The organism is Vibrio litoralis DSM 17657, assembly GCF_000426765.1.
Lineage (GTDB): Bacteria > Pseudomonadota > Gammaproteobacteria > Enterobacterales > Vibrionaceae > Vibrio > Vibrio litoralis.
Window position 1 is genome coordinate 60,123 of the sequence record NZ_KE384568.1, and the last position, 21,575, is coordinate 81,697.

General features: G+C 36.0%; 20 protein-coding genes. 9 read left to right on the forward strand and 11 right to left on the reverse strand.

Features of this window, described 5'->3' with window-relative positions:
* Window positions 1-21: 21 nt before the first annotated feature.
* From wecB to K358_RS0117250, 10 genes are read right to left on the reverse strand one after another with little or no spacing between them, the layout of a single operon-like run.
* On the reverse strand, window positions 22-1,152 hold the full coding sequence (gene wecB, locus K358_RS0117205) for a non-hydrolyzing UDP-N-acetylglucosamine 2-epimerase (RefSeq protein ID WP_027697975.1): 1,131 nt from the start codon (window positions 1,150-1,152) through the stop codon (window positions 22-24).
* 18 nt (window positions 1,153-1,170) lie between these two features.
* Complete coding sequence (gene wbjC / locus K358_RS0117210) at window positions 1,171-2,274, reverse strand: UDP-2-acetamido-2,6-beta-L-arabino-hexul-4-ose reductase (protein WP_027697976.1); 1,104 nt, start codon at window positions 2,272-2,274, stop codon at window positions 1,171-1,173.
* Window positions 2,275-3,312 (reverse strand): polysaccharide biosynthesis protein, encoded by a 1,038-nt coding sequence (locus K358_RS0117215; protein ID WP_027697977.1) that lies wholly within the window; start codon window positions 3,310-3,312, stop codon window positions 2,275-2,277.
* Between the two features lie 12 nt (window positions 3,313-3,324).
* Window positions 3,325-4,446, reverse strand: a complete 1,122-nt coding sequence (locus K358_RS0117220) for a glycosyltransferase (RefSeq protein WP_027697978.1) — start codon at window positions 4,444-4,446, stop codon at window positions 3,325-3,327.
* 9 nt (window positions 4,447-4,455) lie between these two features.
* Window positions 4,456-5,622 carry an EpsG family protein gene (locus K358_RS0117225; protein ID WP_027697979.1) on the reverse strand — a complete coding sequence of 389 codons (1,167 nt, stop codon included), beginning with the start codon at window positions 5,620-5,622 and terminating at the stop codon, window positions 4,456-4,458.
* On the reverse strand, window positions 5,622-6,698 hold the full coding sequence (locus K358_RS18700; protein ID WP_051241366.1) for a CDP-glycerol glycerophosphotransferase family protein: 1,077 nt from the start codon (window positions 6,696-6,698) through the stop codon (window positions 5,622-5,624). Before K358_RS18700 ends, K358_RS0117225 begins: the two co-directional genes overlap by 1 nt.
* Window positions 6,691-7,977 (reverse strand): oligosaccharide flippase family protein, encoded by a 1,287-nt coding sequence (locus tag K358_RS0117235; protein WP_027697980.1) that lies wholly within the window; start codon window positions 7,975-7,977, stop codon window positions 6,691-6,693. Before K358_RS0117235 ends, K358_RS18700 begins: the two co-directional genes overlap by 8 nt.
* On the reverse strand, window positions 7,974-8,609 hold the full coding sequence (locus K358_RS0117240; protein WP_027697981.1) for an SDR family oxidoreductase: 636 nt from the start codon (window positions 8,607-8,609) through the stop codon (window positions 7,974-7,976). The genes K358_RS0117235 and K358_RS0117240 overlap by 4 nt, the downstream gene beginning before the upstream one ends.
* Window positions 8,581-9,042, reverse strand: a complete 462-nt coding sequence (locus K358_RS0117245) for an FAD synthase family protein (protein ID WP_027697982.1) — start codon at window positions 9,040-9,042, stop codon at window positions 8,581-8,583. The genes K358_RS0117240 and K358_RS0117245 overlap by 29 nt, the downstream gene beginning before the upstream one ends.
* Window positions 9,035-10,177 (reverse strand): LPS O-antigen chain length determinant protein WzzB, encoded by a 1,143-nt coding sequence (locus K358_RS0117250; protein ID WP_027697983.1) that lies wholly within the window; start codon window positions 10,175-10,177, stop codon window positions 9,035-9,037. Before K358_RS0117250 ends, K358_RS0117245 begins: the two co-directional genes overlap by 8 nt.
* A gap of 297 nt (window positions 10,178-10,474) precedes the next feature.
* Between K358_RS0117250 and K358_RS0117255 the strand changes: the two genes are divergently transcribed.
* The 9 genes from K358_RS0117255 to waaA all read left to right on the forward strand — a co-directional run bounded on the left by K358_RS0117255 (window position 10,475) and on the right by waaA (window position 20,784).
* Window positions 10,475-11,926: an MBL fold metallo-hydrolase gene (locus K358_RS0117255; protein ID WP_027697984.1), complete on the forward strand. Its 1,452-nt coding sequence runs from the start codon at window positions 10,475-10,477 to the stop codon at window positions 11,924-11,926.
* 514 nt (window positions 11,927-12,440) lie between these two features.
* Window positions 12,441-12,728: a GIY-YIG nuclease family protein gene (locus K358_RS0117260; RefSeq protein WP_027697985.1), complete on the forward strand. Its 288-nt coding sequence runs from the start codon at window positions 12,441-12,443 to the stop codon at window positions 12,726-12,728.
* Window positions 12,729-12,917: 189 nt separating this feature from the next.
* Window positions 12,918-13,862 carry an ADP-glyceromanno-heptose 6-epimerase gene (gene rfaD, locus K358_RS0117265; RefSeq protein WP_027697986.1) on the forward strand — a complete coding sequence of 315 codons (945 nt, stop codon included), beginning with the start codon at window positions 12,918-12,920 and terminating at the stop codon, window positions 13,860-13,862.
* A 182-nt stretch (window positions 13,863-14,044) separates the two neighbouring features.
* Window positions 14,045-15,016, forward strand: coding sequence for a lauroyl-Kdo(2)-lipid IV(A) myristoyltransferase (gene lpxM / locus K358_RS0117270; RefSeq protein ID WP_027697987.1), 972 nt, complete (start codon window positions 14,045-14,047; stop codon window positions 15,014-15,016).
* Between the two features lies 1 nt (window position 15,017).
* On the forward strand, window positions 15,018-16,343 hold the full coding sequence (locus tag K358_RS0117275; protein ID WP_027697988.1) for an O-antigen ligase family protein: 1,326 nt from the start codon (window positions 15,018-15,020) through the stop codon (window positions 16,341-16,343).
* The gene (locus K358_RS0117280; RefSeq protein ID WP_027697989.1) at window positions 16,340-17,374 is read left to right on the forward strand and encodes a glycosyltransferase family 4 protein; all 1,035 of its coding nucleotides are present in this window, start codon (window positions 16,340-16,342) and stop codon (window positions 17,372-17,374) included. Before K358_RS0117275 ends, K358_RS0117280 begins: the two co-directional genes overlap by 4 nt.
* Complete coding sequence (locus tag K358_RS0117285; RefSeq protein ID WP_027697990.1) at window positions 17,371-18,462, forward strand: glycosyltransferase family 4 protein; 1,092 nt, start codon at window positions 17,371-17,373, stop codon at window positions 18,460-18,462. Before K358_RS0117280 ends, K358_RS0117285 begins: the two co-directional genes overlap by 4 nt.
* 9 nt (window positions 18,463-18,471) lie before the next feature.
* Entirely contained in the window at window positions 18,472-19,503 is a 1,032-nt protein-coding gene (gene waaF, locus K358_RS0117290) for a lipopolysaccharide heptosyltransferase II (protein WP_038150395.1), read from the forward strand.
* 12 nt (window positions 19,504-19,515) lie between these two features.
* On the forward strand, window positions 19,516-20,784 hold the full coding sequence (waaA, locus tag K358_RS0117295; protein WP_027697992.1) for a lipid IV(A) 3-deoxy-D-manno-octulosonic acid transferase: 1,269 nt from the start codon (window positions 19,516-19,518) through the stop codon (window positions 20,782-20,784).
* Window positions 20,785-20,794: 10 nt separating this feature from the next.
* Here the strand turns inward: waaA and K358_RS0117300 are convergent, their stop codons facing one another.
* Complete coding sequence (locus tag K358_RS0117300; RefSeq protein ID WP_027697993.1) at window positions 20,795-21,523, reverse strand: 3-deoxy-D-manno-octulosonic acid kinase; 729 nt, start codon at window positions 21,521-21,523, stop codon at window positions 20,795-20,797.
* Window positions 21,524-21,575 lie beyond the last annotated feature (52 nt).

Here is a 21,575-nt window from a genome sequence, read left to right on the forward strand (position 1 = left end):
CAATGATAAAAGCGAGCTTCATTAGTATTCTTTCCAGACCACACGTTTAACATAATCCGTATAGGAGTGGATTATTCTCACCATTTTATCGGATACGTTAGGCATACTGTAATCATATACTGGGCGCAATAAACGTTCATCGCCTAATGGCTGAGATTCTAAGATATTCAATGCTTGCAATACACGCTCAACCTCTAAGCCAACCATCATTACTGATGCTTCTTCAAACCCTTCAGGACGCTCATGAGCTTCACGCAGATTTAATGCGGGAAAATTCATAATCGAAGATTCTTCAGTAATGGTTCCACTATCAGATAGTGCTGCTTTCGAATTCTTTTGAAGATGGTTGTAATCGTGAAACCCTAATGGTTTTAATAATTGAATATTTTTATGGAATTGTATTCCTTGAGCTTCAATTTTACTTCTTGTACGAGGGTGAGTTGAAACAATCACTGGAAAATTATATTTTTCGGCAACGGTGTTTAAAATATTTGCCAACTTTGCTAGTTGCTTCGGTGAATCTACATTTTCTTCTCTATGAGCACTTACGACAAAAAACTTACCTTTTTGGAGTCCTAAACGCTGCAAAACATCAGAACTATCTATTTGGGGCATGTAATGATTAAGCACTTCAAACATCGGGCTACCCGTTTTAATTACCCGGTCAGCAGGAATACCTTCTGCTAATAAATAATCACGCGCAATAGTACTGTAAGTAAGATTAATATCTGCAATATGATCGACTATTTTACGATTTGTTTCTTCAGGAACTCGTTGATCAAAACAGCGATTACCGGCTTCCATATGAAAAATTGGTACCTTTCTACGCTTTGCTGGCAGCGCTGAAATACATGAATTGGTATCCCCTAAAACGAGCATCGCATCTGGTTTTATTTCATCAAGAACCTGATCAACTTTAATAATCACTTGGCCAATAGTTTCTGCTGCTGAAGAACCCGCAGCATTCAGGAAGAAATCGGGTTTTCTAACTCCTAAATCATTAAAAAACAATTCATTTAACTCAAAGTCATAGTTTTGGCCAGTATGCACGATGAGGTGTTCACAGTGCTCATCTAACTTTGCCAATACACGAGAAAGGCGAATAATTTCTGGGCGAGTACCCACTACTGACATTATTTTTAATTTTTTCATTTTTCTTTCTCTCTATGACTACAGCGGGCGAGCAAAGGTATCTGGTGCTTCACGATCAAAGATTTCATTTGCCCATAACATAACAATCATCTCTTCATCACCAATATTAGTAATATCATGCGACCATCCAGGAACCGTTTCTACAATTTGTGGCTCAACACCATCGGTATGAAGCTCATAACGCTCACCTGTAATAATGTGTTCAAACTTAAATAGAGCTTTACCTTTTAATACCAAGAATTTTTCATTTTTAGAATGGTGGTAATGCCCACCACGAGTAATGCCTGGATGTGCTGTAAAAAATGAAAATTGCCCAGAATCTTTCGTTTTGAGCATTTCACTGAACACTCCACGTTCATCCCCATAACTAGGAATAGCGTAATTAAACTGCTCAGGCGTCATATAACTGAGGTAAGTTGAATAAAGCGCTCGCGCAAAGCCTGTTCCTACATTTTCTGTTATTAAGTTCTCACGGCTTTGTTTGAATGCTCTAAGTAACGTTGCCACTTCGCCAACAGTTGTCGAAAACTCTTGATGAATAAGTTGCTGGCCAGATGGTGTATTACTATTAAGTAGCGATATAAAACTTTGACAGACATCATCAATATAAACCAGGGTCACAGGTGAGTCGGGATTATGAATGGTAATATCGATATCGTTTAATGTGTTATAGCAAAACGTAGCAACAAATGAGTTATAATTGGGGCGACACCACTTGCCAAAAACATTAGGTAACCGATAAATATAATAAGAAGCACCGGTTTCAATACCATATTGCTCAACCGATTTTTCAGCTAAAGCTTTACTACGTCCATACGCATTATCTTGGTTGGCCTGGGTCGAAGAGCTAACAACTAAAGTAGCAGTTTTATTAGATGCATTTAACTCACCGATGATGTAGTTAGTAAAATCGGTATTTCCTTCCAAAAACTCGGATTCATTCTTAGGTCGGTTTATACCAGCCAAATGGTAAACAAAATCAGCTTCGCGAAGTGAATGTTTTAATTGCTCCGGCGATGTATCTCGACCAATTTCAATTATATCTTGATGGCCTTGTTCACGGAGCATGACACATAAATTTTTACCAATAAAACCTTTTGCTCCAGTAACAACAATTTTCATTTACACTCCCTCTGGCACAATAAGGCTTCCAGCTTCAATGTCTGCAATGAAATCAAGCTTATGTAATAACTTAATCATGCCATCGACATCTAAGCGTTCAGTGTTATGTGAGTTATAATCTTCGATAATAGAAAGGTCTTTCTCACCTTCTTCATTAAATTTTGAGTAATTTAAGTCGCGATTATCTGAAGGTATGCGGTAATAGCCACCTTGATCTTCAGCGACGAACATCTCTTCACGACTACATAGTGCTTCATAGAGCTTTTCACCATGACGAGTGCCTATAATGCCGACTGAGTGATCTGGCTTATTTGTGATCTTAAGCAGTGCCTTTACTAGCACATCAATTGTGGCTGCTGGTGCTTTTTGCACAAAAATATCACCATTTGAGCCATGTTCAAACGCATGGAGTACCAAATCAACCGCATCATTTAGAGTCATCATAAAACGAGTCATGTTAGGGTCAGTGATCGTGATTGGTTGATCGCCAATAATTTGTCGCAAAAACAATGGAATAACAGACCCACGAGATGCCATAACGTTACCATAGCGAGTCGCACAAATGGTGGTACTGGTGTGCTCAAGATTACGGCTTTTAGCAACGATGACTTTTTCCATCAGCGCTTTGGATATTCCCATAGCATTAATAGGGTAAACGGCCTTGTCGGTACTTAAACAAACAACACGCTTAACATTATGAAAAATTGCCGCTTCTAAGACATTCTCAGTACCTATAACATTAGTTTTGACAGCCTCAAGTGGATAAAACTCACAAGAAGGTACTTGCTTGAGCGCTGCAGCGTGGTATACGTAGTCAACACCACGCATCGCATTTGAGATACTCTGCGGATCCCGTACATCACCAATATAAAACTTCAGTTTAGATGAGTTATATTTTTTACGCATATCATCTTGTTTTTTCTCATCACGAGAAAAAATACGAACTTCTTTAATATCGGTCTCTAGAAAGCGATCGAGCACGGCATTACCAAAAGAGCCAGTACCACCTGTGATTAGTAAAACTTTGTTTTTGAACATAATTAGTCAACTCTATTTTTTATGTGATTCATTCAATTTGGATTGAATAATACTAACGTAATTATTTGCCCTATCTTCTGCTACAGATAAATTTTTAGTTATTGAATATCCTAGATTAACCTTTGTTTCTTTTAAATTTTCATCGGAAAGTAACCGAACTATCTTTTCAGCAATATCAAAAGGATTTAATGGATCAAAGTAAACAGCTGAATCCTTACAAATATCTTTTATAAAATCTCTATTGGAAGCAATAACGGGCGTTCCCATGCACATAGCTTCTATTGGTGATGCAGAAAAACACTCAAGAAGGCTTGGAAATATTAGCGCATCAATTTTAGAATAAAAATCAGGACATTGCTGAGCAGATAAAGAACCAACGCTATAAAAATTGTCAATCTGGTCAAACTTCAAAGAGGCCATCTCTTCATCAGTTAAGGTGAAAATAAAATTCAAGTTCAGGTCATACTCACGAATGAGAATATCATTAACCATAATTAAAATATTTAAATTTTTATGTGGATATGCCCGACCAATAAACCCTAGAATAGGTTTATTATTTTTTGGTAGCCCACCTTTTATAGGTAACCATTCATCAGGATTTAGATATAAAGAAGACACACAATTATTGACAACTTCTACTCTCTTATGATCAAAACCTATCTTAGACAAGGCATGTTTAACATGATCTTGCTCTACAACTAAAAGATCATATTTTTTAAAGTATTGCTTTTGAATCCAAAATTTAATTTTACTTTTCCACTGCGATACCAAAGGGAATTTTTTATAAGCTTCATTATTTGGATAAGCGATCCAGGCTTGAGCAAAGCCACAAATATGATATTTAACGTCTATTGAAGGGTAAAATGGGCCAAAAATAGTAAAGCAAACATCGTGCCCATTAAATTTAATTAGGTCTTTATAATTTAACTTTTTAAATCCAAATACATTTACAACCTCAAAACTAGTGAATTCATCACTAATTACATAATCGGATAAACTTTCATAAACAGCAGTTGAACACACAATAGAGAAATTAAATTTCTTTAGCTTATATAGTTCAGTGATAAATGAAGCAGCAACTTGAACACCGCCTCCTACATGGAGGTTTGAAGCGTTAATAAGAATTCTTTTCATTGTAAAAGCCTATGGTGGAACATATGAATCCCAAAATTTATTAACTTTGATTGCTTTATCTGATTCTTCATAAAAATCAGGTTTTAAATTAAAATATAAATAATTATTATAATTAATATAAAAGTCATAAAAAAATGGTTTTTGACTTAAAGAGAAAGCTGAAAGCATCATGTAAGTAACAAAGAATATTTTTACCATCATAATTTTAACGGTGTTAAAATAAAAAAGTAAATGCATTGGTAATATAATAAAAAATACCGAATAATATAAGTTAAGCCTTACAACTACAGTCCGAGTTTGAAAGAACACCAGTTCAATCAATATTGATGTCAACATTAAACTATATGTAAATACAATTAAAACTCTACTCGATGATTTAATATCACTAGTCTTTCCAAAGCCTAGTTTATAAAAAAATACAGATGAAATAAAAAACAAAAATAGACGAATTATCATACCAAAACTGATTGGAAGTGCATCTTGAGAAAAATAAGCAATTAGCTTACTTATCATAAACGGATATATATTTATTGATTTTATAAATTCTAAAACCCATCCAAATATTGATACTTTTAAAAGTGCCATCGTCAACAGTATTGGAATGAAAAAAATTGCAAACTTCCTAACTGCATTAAACTTATACACTATTAACGATAATAATACTGTTACAGCAGATATGTGAAATAAAGATGCGAACAAAATAAAACAAATAGTGTATTTTATTCTTTCAGCTATAAATAAGAACCCAATAAATACAAATGCTAGCGCTACATCTTGCCTAAGAACATTGCTTGTCAAGTGATAATTAATTATGATAAAAAAGACCAACACTACTGGTATATAAGGAACTTGGAATTTTTTCAGCATTAAATACAAACTAAAAATCAAAAAAAACTTGATTCCAGCACTCATAACCCAAAAATTCACACCTATATTTTTAAAGGTTGAACTTATAAACTTATAACCTATTTCAAATTGATAACTTTCTATACCATAATAGTCTTTATAGTATGCAAGCCAATCCACTCCATGCTGATAAGAAAAACAAAATGTTAACAATAGGAACGATAACAATAATATGGATAATATTCTCTGATCTTTCGAGTGTACGCTTTGTGAAAAAGACAATACAACAATAGAAAATAAAAAACTGTAAAAAAACAAAAAGTAAGGCACTACTTCAAAGCCTCAAAATTAAAAATTTTATATTTTTGATACAAAGAATTGTCATAATTAGAACTAATAGATAACTCTCTTAGCGAGCATGAAAGAACCTCGTTTACATCCTTAAAAGATCTACCAGGTAAGGGATATATATCAGTATCATAGGCAAACCCTCTTGAGGCCTTATACTCGCTAATATCAGGGGATATAAAAACAATAGGTTTATTAGTTAGAGCATAATCAATAAAAACTGAAGAATAATCCGTCCATAACATATCAGTAATCGATAACACTTCGTATAGTGATGTGTTAACATCATTCATCGAATCTTCAGTCAATATAATTATATTACTAAAATCAATATTTGTATTAATATCCGCATCCATTGGATGTGGTTTTAAAATCAATATTGCATTTTGTCTTTTATAATATTCATTAATAATCATCCAATTATATTTAATATTATAATCACTTTTCCCATCAGAACGAATGTCACCAATATTAGATTTTCTATATGTTGGAAGCCAACAAACAACAGTAGAATATTTATTTTTCAAAGCTAATAGGTAATCATTTTTTGTTTCTTTCATCAGTAAATCATTTCTCGGTAAACCACTCACAATGACATCATCAAGCGAAAGTCCAAATGCTTTAGACATTAAATCAGCAAAAAAGTCTGATGTAGCCAAACAATAATGACAATCTGGAACACTGGTTTTCCCATCCAAATAACCGATATTTTTTAATGGCATTCCATGCCATAAATTTATAATTTTCTGTCTTTTTGCATTAACCTTAGGGTAGAAACTATAAATACCATGTGTGAAATATATTACTTGAGCCGAAAGTAAATAATAAAAACCCTTAATAGATTTCTTATCGACTACTTTTACATTATATTCATCTAGCCACAATGGTGTAGATCCATCTTTTGATACTAATATAATTACTTCCATTTTTTTTAAGTGCGGTAAAAGCCCGCGTAACATATCATCATAATCAGGGAAACTTAAATATACTATTCTATTTCTAATACCACTAGTTACTATCAAAATACTTTTTAAAAAGAAAGATATTAGTTTATTCATGAATTTTATTTACCTTTATTTTGGCATGTTTATAATATTTAAAAAATGATGATATACGAATAAGACAAACAAGGCTTTCAGTCATCAATAAACAGCAAACCACATTAAAAGCATTAACTAAATTTAAACCATATAAAACTGTAAGTAATGAAATATGAAAAAAACTACCAATCATTACTGATATATTTGCTATTTTGATCTTATCAAGCAAGGCAAAGGCTGGATAACCAAAACTCATGGACAGGAATGTTATTGGCACAATTATCATGAATACAGAAAAAACATCAGATGCAGATGTGAATTCTTCACCAAAAATCAATAGTAATAACCCTGATGAAAAATAAATACACAATAAACTTACCAACATTATTAGAAAAAACATTGAAAATACGAGTTTGAAAAAAAACTTATAATCTTTATTTTTAACCAAATATGGATAAAGAGCGGATATTATTGGTAATGTAGCGCTTTGTGCAGCCTGAAATAATTTTTCACTACTTCCATAATAACCTGCTTGAAGCTTTCCAGAGAAAGAGCCTACAATAAAGACGCTTGCTGAGGTATAAATCGTTACTGCTGCGCGTGAAATAAAGAAAGGAAAGCTAGATTTAACTTGAAAAAAAACTTCAGAAACACTGACTTTATAAAAACTGTAACCTTGCTTAAATACTAATAAAAATGATACAACACCTCCAAGTAAACTACTTAGACCTAAAGATAAAATAACATCATTTACATCATTTTCATTACTCACAAGAACAAACACCATTATCAAGTAAATTAGTTTACTGCTCATAATAGCGTATGTCATGAGTTTCATTTTTTCTATACCTTGAAAAAGGTATATAGCTTGTAACGACTGCCCTAGTAAAGTCAAAAATATATAAAAAATCAATTCATTATTTAAATGAATAATTTCAATAGTATCTTTTAATGACACAAGAACGACTGTTACAAATAAAACCAAACTCAGCCTGACACATAAAACACTAGTAATTATTTTATTGACTTTTATTTTATCACTTATATTCTTTGCAATATAAGGCACAGCTGAATTATTAAAACCGTAATCTATAACTAAATTTAATATCCCACACAAAGATAAAATAATGGCAACATAACCAAAACCTTCAATACCTAAAACTCTTCCCAAGTAAGGAAGTACTAACAAGGGAGCTATATAATTTGAAAATTGTAATATTACTAATGAAAATATATTTTTAAAAAGATTAATTCTATTTTTATTAAGTATAATTTTTTTAGAAAAAAAACGCATCATTCAAAATCAGACCTAATCTCTAATTCATTTTTTCTATAAAAAACAATATCACCAGATTTATATTTACCCTTAATAGAATCCTTAATAGGTTGAATACCTTCACTTAGAGTCATAACATTAGGGTTGTTTATTTTTAAACCGTTTCTTATTTTTGTATCTATTGCACCTGGACATAATGTTATTATGTTAAAACCCTCTTTTAACATACCTGATGATAGTTTCATCACTCCAGCTTTAGCAGCACAATATGAAGTCCAATCTGAATATGATGCATAAGCTGCAGTTGATGATATATTTAAAATAACAACATTTTTATTTTTCTCTATACCAAACCGAGATATTAAATAGGTACCAATTAAATTAACTTCAATATCTCTAATCCATTTCTCTGGCTCAGAATCTAAAAAATTTGATGAGTAAAGTGTTCCTGCAGCATTAACTATTATATCAAATTCATTATTGCGAAAATAACTTGATACTGATTCTATAGATGATACGTTAAGCTCATTTTTATCGGGTAAACTGATATCATATGAATCAGATAAATCATGATATAGGCCTTTAGCTAAATCACCATTACCACCAGTAATTAATATTTTTAATTTATTTTGGTTCGGGGATAGGGTGCTCATCACTATTCCTTATTAAAGCTGAGTATTGATCATGTATTTTTTCTTTTAAATTAGTCGAACTAACTCCCATCCCATAAGGCATATAAAAAACTTCAACTCCAAGATCTTTCAAGTAATCATATTTTCCATACCAGTCATCACCAATTACAAATCTAGTAATATTTAGTTTTTTTACCGTTTCTGTATGCTCTAAAACATGTTGAGGAATAACCAAATCAGGATATTTCAACCCTTCAACTATTGCAATTCTCTCTTCAAATGGAACTGCAGGTGGTTTTTTATAGCTACATACTAATTCGTCTGTACTAACACCCACGATCAATACATCACCTAAACCTCGGCCGTATTTAATCATTTTCAAGTGATTACTATGAAACAAATCGAAAGTACCTGATACGTATACTATTTCTTGTTTATTGGTTTCACTAGACATTTTCTTCCCTTAGAAATATAAACCGGATAATGATAAACAAAGCAGAAATGAACCCTCCCAGAATTAAACCTATAAGCACAATGATTATACGTCTTGGCTTATCCTTGGAAACAGAACGTTCAGGCTGGTCCAAATAACGATAAGCTGAAAACTTCACATCTTTATTAATTTCTAATTGGTCTATCTGCTCTAACTTAGAACTTAATTGCTCAAGTCTTGGTTCGATTACGCTTAAGTTTTTCACTTTACTTAATGCATTTACTTTCGCTGTTAAGGCATCAGAGCCAAGATTAATCGCAAAAATCTCTTTATCACCAAAGTTTTGCAGTGGTTTATTCACCCCTGCAGCTTGAGCAATATTTAAAGCGTATTCACTGCGCTCTTTTTCAACTAACAAACGCTGCTCAGCTTGCTTAGTTAGCATAATTGATTGCTGTTTTAGCTCGTTCTTTTTAGAACTAATTGTTGCTGCAAGGTTGTTGAGTGCTTTTTGATGCACTTTAGTATCAACAAAAGCAATGTAGTTATTTAACAGCTCAAAACTATCTTGTGAGGTTTCTGCACTTACGGTGATCACATACGGACCATCAACTCTTTTAGCATCTTCAGGTTTAATCGATAAGAACTTATACCAATCACTGTAAAGCTTGCGTAAAGCACCTTCGTCTTCTGGGTTATCTAAGTCTGCTTTATCTTTTTTAAATATTGCCGAAGTTTCTAAAAAAGCTTTTTTATTGCTAGATGAGTTAAATTCATCGATAAATAAATCGTACAGTTTTCTTGCATCAGTTAGCCCATCAAGCGCCTTACTGACCAACACTGTGCCGTCTTCTTGGTAAACATCAAAAATAGGCTGAAACAGAACAACTTGGTTTTGATATTCACTGTAGTCGCTTACTTGCGGCTCAGCAATCTTAGCCGTTGACGACCACTGCTCTTTTGCCATTAATGCATAAACAATTGCCAAGGCAGTACAAACAAAAGTACAAGCAATAATTATCCATTTGCCTTTCCATAACGCAGCAAACAACTCACGAAGGTCGATTTCATCATCTTGCGGTTGCGGATAGTAGTACTGGGGTGGCATTTGGGGTTGCTGCGCTGCATGGTGCGATGGCGATGGTGGCTGGCTCACTGAGAACTCCTGAAAATTGACACGCTACCGCCCTAAGGTTAAACGCATCCTCAAGGCGTATCTCTAAAAAGAAAGTAAAAATTTGCGCGGATTCTACCACTAACTAGGGTTCTGCGCGAGCGCACCTAGGACAAATCTTAGTCAATATAGCATTCTTATTTATGACACATGACCCACAATTCGCAATAACAAAGGATAACTTGATCGAAAACAAAACGCTCTATCCAGATTTCCTAACCCAAAGCTCTTAGTATTCATGAAAATCAGCAGGTTAAACTTTATTAATAAGGCTTACTTATGACTACGCGCATGTATCAATTACACGATGAATACCAATATTTTCTTCTCCACCATGGCGGTAAAAATACTGTTACTGGCTCATGCCATGAACTACGTATCGATCAGTATGGCATCTTAATTGATTGTGGGCTGTTTCAAGGTAAAGATTCCGCTTCTGATCCCGTTACCGTACTTAATATTGATTTTGATATTCAACACATTGAAGCCTTACTAATTACCCATACCCATATCGACCACATCGGCCGCCTACCTTGGTTACTCGCCGCTGGTTTTGATAAGCCGATTTATTGCACCAAAGCAACCGCTGCGCTTATTCCAATTATGTTAGAAGATGGCCTAAAACTCCAACTGGGGTTGAATAAGAAGCAGAGATCGTTGATTTTAGAGCGAATTGAAAGGCTGATTGTGCCTGTGGAGTATGGGGAGTGGGGGAACATTAAAGGAAAAGAAGTTCCTAGTTCCTGGTCCCTAGATAAAAAGCAAAAGAGCAAAAAATCGCACTCGTTGCTAGTTCGCTTTCAACCTGCGGGTCATATTCTAGGTTCTGCTTATATCGAAGTTAAACTACCGAATGATGAAATCATTGTGTTCTCTGGTGATTTAGGGCCGAGTAATACGCCACTGCTGCCGGACCCAATCTCACCTAAATCGGTTGATTACTTGGTAATTGAAACCACTTACGGTAACAAACAACACGACGATGTAAGTACTCGCTCACAAAGGTTAGAAAAGATTGTTCAAAAATCATTACAAGATGGCGGCGTGATTTTAATTCCGGCTTTTAGTGTTGGGCGCACGCAAGAGATTTTATTTGATATCGAACGTTTGATTGAACATAGCATTCAAACCAAAACCACTTCCGATGATTTTTGGCAGCAATTGCCTATCATTTTAGATTCTCCACTGGCATTAAAAGTCACCAAAGAATACGAGCGTTTCAAGCAACTGTGGAATGATGAATGTACGGCTCTGGATAAAAGCAAAAATGCTAGGCATCCACTTTCTTTTGATCAATTAATCACGGTTGATAACCATAAAGAGCATACAAGATTGGTTAATCGACTGGCTTCTACTAACGAACCCGCCATCGTGGTCGCTGCTAGCGGAATGTGTAGCGGTGGCCGCATTATGAACTACCTACAAGCCCTCCTCCCTCACACACAAACCGATGTAATTCTCGCCGGCTTTCAAGCTTATGGAACACTTGGCCGCGAACTGCAAGAAGGTGAAAATCATGTTTATATCTCTAATGAGAAGATAAAGGTGGAAGCTGAGGTACATTCAATGTCTGGCTATTCGGCTCATGCGGATCAGACTGATTTACTGCGGTTTATTGAAGGGATTGAAAAATCACCGAAAAAAATATTTTTGATTCATGGGGAGCCAGAGGTGAAAGGTAAATTCAAAGAGTTGCTTAAGGCAAGGTTTACAAGCGACGTTATTGTGTAAATTGAGAATAGATCTTCGATGTCTCTTAGGCTCCTCAAGAATGACGAGTTAATAACAAGCTCAAAAAGGAATGATAGCTCTGTGAAGCCTTTACATTACTGTATAGCCTTACTGAATCCGTCATTTCTGCGAGCTTTATTCCATCCGTCATTCCTGCCGAGCCTTAGCGAGAGCGGGAATCTACTCACCACGCGCTGAATGTAGATCCTCGATGTCGCTTAGGCTCCTCAAGGATGACGGTTAATAACAACCACAAAGGAATGACGACTTGATACAGACCCCCAAAAGAAATGATAGAGCGTTGAATCCGTCATTTCTGCAAGCTCTACTCCATCCGTCATTCCTGCCGAGCCTTAGCGAGAGCGGGAATCTACTCACCACGCGCTGAATGTAGATCCTCGATGTCGCTTAGGCTCCTCAAGGATGACGGTTAATAACAACCACAAAGGAATGACGACTTGATACAGACCTCAAAAAGAAATGACGGCTTAATGCAAACCATAAAGGAAAATCAATGATGAACCAGCCTTGTGTGTACATCCTTTCATCCAATAATAAACAATCGTTATATATTGGTGTCACCAGTCAACTAAAACAGCGTGTATGGCAGCATAAAAACAAACAAGTCAATGGGTTTTCATATAGATATAACACTATCAATCTAGTTTATTACGAAATTCATAATGTAATGGAGTCAGCAATTTCAAGGGAGAAACAATTAAAACATTGGAAAAGACAATGGAAAAGCAACCTAATTACAGAACACAATAAGGAATGGGTTGATTTATACAATCAACTGTAAGTGCCTTACTACCTATAGGAGATCCTGAGCTACACTCGTGCCTCGCTATTCAGGATGACGCATATGTTTAGTATTAGTGATGAAAAAACCGTCCTCGGCTCCCGACTATTGAAGTTCGCTTTTATTTCCTCTCTCAACTTATCTTCTGATATACTTTGCCCTGTCTTTTGAATTCTTTAGGAAGTAAATATGATTATCGTTACTGGCGGCGCTGGCATGATTGGCAGCAATATTGTTAAAGCATTAAATGAAGCTGGTTATAACGACATATTAGTAGTCGACAACCTAAAAAACGGTAAGAAGTTCGTTAATTTAGTCGACTTAGATATCACCGATTACATGGATCGTGATGACTTCTTAACGCAAATCATGGCTGGCGATGATTTCGGTCCGATTGAAGCGGTTTTCCACGAAGGTGCGTGCTCTGCGACGACTGAGTGGGATGGCAAATACATGATGCTCAACAACTACGAGTATTCTAAAGAGTTGCTGCATTACTGTGTTGATCGTCAAATTCCATTCCTTTACGCCTCTTCAGCTGCAACCTACGGAGCACAAGACCAAGAGTTCATCGAAGAGCGTGAATATGAAGGCGCGCTGAATGTTTACGGTTATTCAAAACAACAATTTGATAACTACGTGCGTCGTCTATGGGCAGATGCCGAGGCGCACGGTGAAAAGCTTTCTCAAATTACCGGCTTCCGTTACTTCAATGTTTACGGCCCTCGCGAGCAACACAAAGGCAGCATGGCTTCAGTGGCGTTCCACTTAAACAACCAATTACTTGCGGGCGAAAATGCAAAATTGTTTGAAGGCAGCGATGAGTTCAAACGTGATTTCATCTACGTTGGCGATGTATGTAAAGTGAACCTTTGGTTTATGGAACATGGCGTGTCCGGCATTTTCAACTGTGGTACCGGCAAAGCGGAACCTTTCCGTGCAGTTGCTGAAGCGGTAGTGAAACATCACGGTAAAGGCACGATTGAATCCATCCCATTCCCTGAGCATTTAAAAGGCGCTTACCAAGAATACACCCAAGCGAACCTAAACAAACTTCGCGCCGCAGGTTGCGATGTTGAATTTAAAACCGTTGCGCAAGGTGTCGCTGAGTATTTGGCTGAGATTAATAAGTAAGCCGAAATAAAACACTGTCATTCCATACATGAGCCTAAGCGAAGAAGATACAGAATCTCCTACCACGTGTTAAGAATTAAACTGTAGGGGATCCTGAACTGCGCTCCTACGTCGCTTTTCAGCGATGACAGATTAACACTTTAAAATAGCCTTCATATTATAGATAAGTTGATAGAGTATTTATGACCCAGCAACGTAATGACTTTGATGAGAAAGCGTATAACCCAACTTTTGAATGGTCGTTTCTGGCTCCTAAATATTGGGGAACTTGGGTTGCACTACTCTTTGCCTGTCTGTTCGCATTTTTACCTCGCGCAGCAAAGCTTAGTTTATCGAAATTTGTTGCCAAACAAGCTATAAAACTAAAGTCAGGGGCGACTCATCGCGCTCGCGTGAACTTACTATTATGCTTCCCAGAAAAAACCGAATCAGAACGCGAAGCTATCCTATATAACCTATATGTAACTGCTTCTATGTTCATGCTCACCTTCCCTTTATTAACTCTACGCAGTAAACATTGGTTGGAGAAAAACACGTCCATTCGAGGCTTTGAGCACCTTCAAAACGTACTCGACAATGATGAAAACGTCATTTTATTAGTACCACACACTTGGTCAATTGATATTCCCGCAGTATTACTTGCCTCTCGAGGATTACCGGTTTCCGCTATGGCCAAAGGTCAAAAGAATAAAGTTGCTGACTGGTTAATGCATAAACAACGTGTTCAATACGGTGGTCGTGTGTATGACCGAAGTGTAGGAATCAAACCTTTTATCAAGTCAGTACGTAAAGATAAATACCTAGGTTACTATCTACCCGATGAAGATCTTGGCCGAGAACATAGTGTTTTTGTTGATTTCTTTGCCACTCAAAAAGCTACGATTTCAGGGTTAGGTCGTTTATCCAAACTCAGCCAAGCGAAGATCGTTCCTCTGTTTGCTATGATCAACACAGAGACAGGCCAGTTCGAATTAGATTTCTACCCTGCTCTGCCGTTCCCTACGGGCGATGAGCATCAAGATGCTAGGATGATGAATGAATGTATTGAACATTATGTTTCTGAGAAACCTGAACAATATATGTGGATTTTGCGTTTATTGAAGACAAGACCTGAAATAGAACTCAACATTTATAAAAACAAGAATATAAACTAATATGACTTACTACTCTCTGGCCCAAAAAAATGAATTTTCTCAGAAAACAAACAATTTCATGCTTATTGTTTGCTTATTATATGCTACCTGTACAAATCTCATTCCTTTTTTAGGTAGAGCTGCTGAAGTAATCCTATTATTAAGTTTCATATTAATACTAAAAAGAACAAACTATAAATTTATTAACGACCGATTATTTTTTATATTATTGGCCAGTATATTAATAACAATTATAACATGGATAAATATAAAAATAACATATCCAGAATTATCATCTAACATTCCTGACATAAGGTATTTTTCTAGGCTTCTTCTCTTTATCCCTATAGGTTATTGGCTACAAGGAAAGGAAAAAAACATCATCTTAATATGGTCTGCTTTTATACTTTCCACCTTCATTTCAACCTTCACAAGAGGGGGGGGGATTTCAGAATGGCAATCGGGACTATCAGGAACGAGAGTGGACTTTGGGATAATAAATGCTCAACACACTGCACTTATAATGGCAACAATACTTATCATGGCCATACTTTATATCCCCTCAATTGTAAACAATAGACATAAAAACAGCATTACAACCCAAGCATCCAAAGGGGTAATCGTATTCATTACAATTATCTTATCCATTGCAGGTCTAATTATATCTCAAACAAGAGGAGTATGGTTAGCTGTTATTATATCAACATTAATAACTACATTTTTATTCATAACAAAAGTAAACTTTAGGTTTAACTTTAAATTTAAAGTTAAATACATTTTATTTTTTTTCATAATAACAATACCTATTGTACTAGTAGGTTATAAATATGAAAACAAAATAGAACCTATTATATCAGAAAGAGTAAAAAATGAAGATTACGTGGTATTCAAAGCTCTTGATACTGGTATTGATAATCTTCCATATACAAGCATAGGGATACGATTACATAGTTGGAATGAAGCATTAAAATGGATAAAAGAAAAACCAATATTAGGTTGGGGTGAAAATGCTAAAAAAGAAATCATGTCAAAATCGAATTTTCCTCAATGGATTAAAGACAGATATAGACACTTGCATAACTTTTATTTAGAAACAACCTCGTCATATGGATTTATAGGCTTGTGGATATTGTTATACATATATTACTTTTTACTTAAAAGTGTCAACTATCTATCGATAGAAAATAAGATTCCTCCTTACATCACTTGGGTTACATATGTGTTTTTTATCGTTTTATTTATCGCCAATTTCTTTGAATCTTACAATTCAATGTGGTCAGGAAAGTTGGTCTCAAACTTGATATTTTCAGCGAGTTATAGCTACCTTTTATTTGGAAAAAAAGAATGAAATACATTTTATACAGAAAAAATATATCTTTAAAAAGTGGAACAGGCCAATTAATAAAAATGCAGTCTGATTATTTAAGAAGAAAAAAAATTTCATTTTCCATAATGTGCAAGACAGGTTTCTTTACAACATTATTAAAATTAAAAACAATACCTAGAAAACCTTTAATGAACGATAATAACGAAATAAAAAATAAAAAAAATGGTGACTATATTATTGATCATAGCTTTTCAATAAAAAACTCTGACATTACCTTTATACATAACATACCAAATAAAGAAACCAAAGATGATTATATTAAATGGTTAAAGGAAAGCAACTGTCATATAATATCAAACTCTCAATTTACAAAGTCAAAATTAATAGACTATGGATTCAAAGAAAAACTAATATCTGTTTGCTACCCAGGGTTCAATGAAAAAAATTTCAACGTTGAATTATCAAAAAAAAGTAAAGAATCCGCAAGAATAAAATTAGGGATCCCCTATAAAAATAAAACCATTGGTTTCATTACTTCAGGGGACTTTGAAAAAAGAGGTCTGAAAAGATTCCTGGATATATGTGAAGAACTATCTAAAGAAAGAAATGACTTAAGCTTCTTTATAATGGGTGCAAAACAATTACCTCAAGAATATAATAACCACCCAATAGTTACTTCGGGAAAGTTAATCTATAAACCCAAAAATACCACTCCAGGTTACTGGTTAAGCGCAATTGATATTTTTGTTTACCCTGCACTATTCGAAGAGTTTGGCATGGTTATCCCTGAAGCATTAGCAATGCACATTCCAGTTTTAACAACACGCGATGTGGGTGCATCAGAAATATTACCAGAAAAATATCAAGAATGGCTCCTAGATGAATATAATCTTTCTGGGTTTTGTTACAATATACATAAACTCTTAGATGACCCTGAAAGCTATAAGTTGCTTGTTGATTTATCTGAAGATGCATTACTCTATAATAAAGAAAATTACTCTAAGCGCACAATCGACCTCATAACAGAAATAATAACTAAAGGTAAAGAATGAACATATTAATATTCAGTTCTTACAAAGACTCATGGAATAGCGTTCGCCCTGAAGCAGAAATGTTCATCGAAATGGTGAAACTCGGGCATAACGTCACTATAATGACTCAAGGTTATTCTGAATATGTGCCTCGCTTTAAAAAAAATGGTATCAAAGTCATCAACTGCTACCCAACGAAAAAAATATGTTACAAGTCGATTAAAACATTACGTACTGAATTGTCTTCCTCACATTATGACATCGTCTATGCAATGAACTCCAAAACTATCCCTAATGCAGCTTTTGCTTGTATCGGCTTCAAAAGCACTAAAATGGTGACTTATCGTGGTACAGTCGGTGGATTATACCGTCATGACCCAAGCGCTTATTTAACTCATTTACACCCTCGCGTAAATGGTATTAGTTGTGTTGCACAGGCTGTGACAGACGATGTAAGAAAACGCGTTTGGATGGATCCCAATAATGTAGTTACAATCTATAAAGGCCATGATCTTTCTTGGTACCAGGCCCAAGCTATTTCACGCTCGGATCTTAACCTCCCTAATGATGCTATTGTCGCCACCTGTATTGCTAATGCCCGTCCGAGCAAAGGCGTTCATGTATTATTAGATAGCGCTTCCAAGTTAAGCGATATAGAGCAATTACATATTCTTTTAATTGGTCGCGATATGGATACTGAAGCCAACCTTGCTCTTGCTAAAGCTAGCGGGATGGAAGAACGAATTCACTTCCTCGGTTATAGAAAAGATGTTCCTGAAATTCTCGCCACTAGCGATATGCAAATTCAACCTTCAGTCAGTGGAGAGGGTTTACCTAAGACTATTATCGAAGCAATGGCAATGGCCGTTCCTTCGATTGTTACCACAACTGGTGGCGGTAAAGAGCTACTAATTGATGGTGAGTCTGGCTTTGTGGTGCCAGTAAATAACAGTCAAGCGATTGCTGAAAAAATGCGAACATTATGCCATTCTCAACAAACAAGAAAATCAATGGGTTTATTAGCACAACAACGTGTATTAGATGAGTTCTCCGTTCATAATACAGCTAAGCAACATATAGATTTTTTTGAACATCTGCTGGCTCAATAGGAACCTATTATGAAAATTCTAATCATCGGTCCATCTTGGGTTGGCGATATGGTGATGTCACAATCTCTCTATATCACGTTAAAGCAACAGTACCCTGAAGCCTTGATTGATGTACTTGCTCCCGCATGGTGTAAGCCAATCCTAGAACGAATGCCTCAAGTTCATCAAGCCATTGAAATGCCTCTTGGTCATGGTGACTTTAATTTTTTAGGCCGTCGCGCCCTAGGAAAAGAGCTTAAACATCAAGATTATACTCATGCTTTCGTTTTACCGAATTCAGCTAAATCTGCCTTAATTCCTTGGTTTGCAGGGATCCCAGTCCGTACTGGCTGGAAAGGTGAAATGCGTTATGGCTTGCTAACCGACCTAAGAAGTAATAAAAAAGATTTTCAGTACATGATCGAGCGTTATGTGGCGCTTGCTCACCCTAAAGCAGAAATGATCAATTCATCTTCTCTACCCGGGCTTGAACATTTACCTAAACCTAAGTTGTATATTGATTCATTGTGCCAACAACATACCATTGAAAAATTTGAACTAAACCAAGATAGAATCGTAATTGGTTTATGTCCGGGGGCAGAATTTGGCCCAGCAAAACAATGGCCCGTTGAACACTATGCCGCTGTAGCAGAAAAAATGATTCAAGATGGTAAGCAAGTCTGGTTATTTGGTTCCCCTAAAGATCAATCAATTACAGAGGCTATAAAACAAACTATTAGTGCTGAGAATCAGCATTACATTTTTGACTTATCAGGAAAAACGAGCCTAATTGAAGCCGTTGATTTACTTGGGGCTTGCGAAACAGTAATCAGTAATGACTCTGGTTTAATGCACGTTGCAGCAGCAGTAGGTTGCCAGGTGATTGGTGTTTATGGCTCAACATCACCACAATACACGCCACCTTTGGCTGATAAAGTGGCAATTGTTCATACTGATATTGAATGCCGTCCATGTTTTAAACGTGAATGTCCATTAAAACACTTAAAATGCTTAAAAGATCTCGCGCCGGAACAAGTTCTGAATGCTTACCGTAGCTTATAGGATAAAATAAACATGATCCGATACGTCTACACTTTTTTATTAATCCTAGTCGCTCCTTTTTTGCTATTTGGGTTATATAAGAAAAAATCGGGAAAACCTTCATTTGGACCTCGTTGGAAGGAGCATTTTGGGCGAACACCACCACTCAAAGATCAATCCACCGCACCTATCTGGGTTCATACCGTTTCGGTTGGTGAAACGATCGCAGCTACGCCCTTTATCAAGCAATTAAAAGAGAAGTATCCAGATACACCTATAGTGATCACGACCACAACAAGTACTGGAGCTGAACAAGCTGAAAAGCTTAACGACATTGCTGAGCATCGTTATATGCCGTTGGATTTACCTTTCGCGATTAAAGGATTCCTGCGTTCTATTCAACCTAAAATGATGCTTATTATGGAAACGGAACTGTGGCCGAACACTATTCATTATGTCGCCAAGTCAAACACTCCTATTACTGTGATTAATGCTCGCTTATCGCAACGCTCCGCTGAACGTTATGCGAAATTCCCATCAGTATTCAAACTATTATCAAATGGCATTACTCGTATATTGTGCCAGCATCAATCTGATGCCGATCGATTTAAACAGTTAGGAGTACCACCAGAAAAGCTTGCAGTCACAGGCAGTTTAAAGTTTGATATCATCATTCCCCCAGCAACGATTGAAGCAGGTCATCAATTAAGAGAGCAGCTTGGCACGGAAAGATCTGTCTGGATAGCAGCTAGCACTCATAATGGGGAAGATGAGCAAGTTTTAGCGGCCCATCAAACATTATTAAAAACTCATCCCAATGCGTTATTAATTTTAGTTCCTCGTCATCCAGAACGATTTAATGATGTGTATCAGCTATCAAACACATTAGGATTTAACACAGCAAAGCGTACACAGCCTCAATCTGATTTCTCTCAAGTACAAGTCTACTTAGGCGATACAATGGGCGAAATGCTAATTTTAATGCAAGCCGCAGATGTCTGTTTCATGGGTGGAAGCTTGTTGGGTGATAAGGTTGGAGGGCATAATCTATTAGAACCAGCAGCGGTTGGGCTACCTTGCCTAATCGGTTCCTCTTATTACAATTTTACTGATATCACGAATCAGTTAACCGAGGTTAAAGCAGCTTTTGTTTGTCAAAATTCTCATGAGATAGCAATGCACTTAACATCTCTTTTTTCATCTGAAGGGCAAAGATTAAATTGCAAAAACAATGCATTCACTGTTCTTCAGCGTAATCAAGGTGCAGTGCAAAAAACAGTATCCAATATCAAATTATTTTAATGCTCAATAACTAAGTTATTTGTTGATACCCAGACAACAAAGCTTTCCAATCTTTCTCCTCCCAATCAATCTGCCTTTTCACTAGCTCTTTTTTGAAAGATCGTAATAAACGGTCTAAGTTTGACTTCTGCCACACGCTGAAATTGGTCTCCCTCAGATAGGGCTCAATATGGCACTTATCAAAATCAATGATCCACACGTTATTATCTTTATCTAACAATATATTATGAATGTTGAGATCGGTATGGTTTACATTGGCTTGGTGTAATTTTCGAACCTGCTCACCAATTAATTGGTAAGTATCTAAGTCTAAAGAGCGCTGCTGTAAAATACCAACCAAATCTTGAGCACCTTCAATTTTTTGCGTCAAAATATCAGCTTGATAACAAAAAGTTCGTTTAACGGAACGAGCGGCAATCGGTCTAGGTACATTCACACCGGCTTTAACCAAATGCTGTAAAAGCTGAAACTCTTCACAACTGCGAGTATTATGCCATTGACTAAACCAATAATGATCTTTGATTAGCTTGCCAAATAACCCACCACGTCGATAATGACGTAAAGCCGCTGGTAATTGTTCTGTTTGCACAAACCACGTCGTACCACGGCCTTGTGCCGAACCTAGCACTTTATTTTGCTTATGCCAAAAATCAGGATCGAACGCCTGCTCAACTAGAGACTCGCTAATTAAAGAATCATCAAACCAGATGACTTGTTTGTGTGTTGTGAGTGTTTTCATAGCAATAGAATACCGTGTCTCGTGTCTCGTGTCTCGTGTCTCGTGTCTCGTG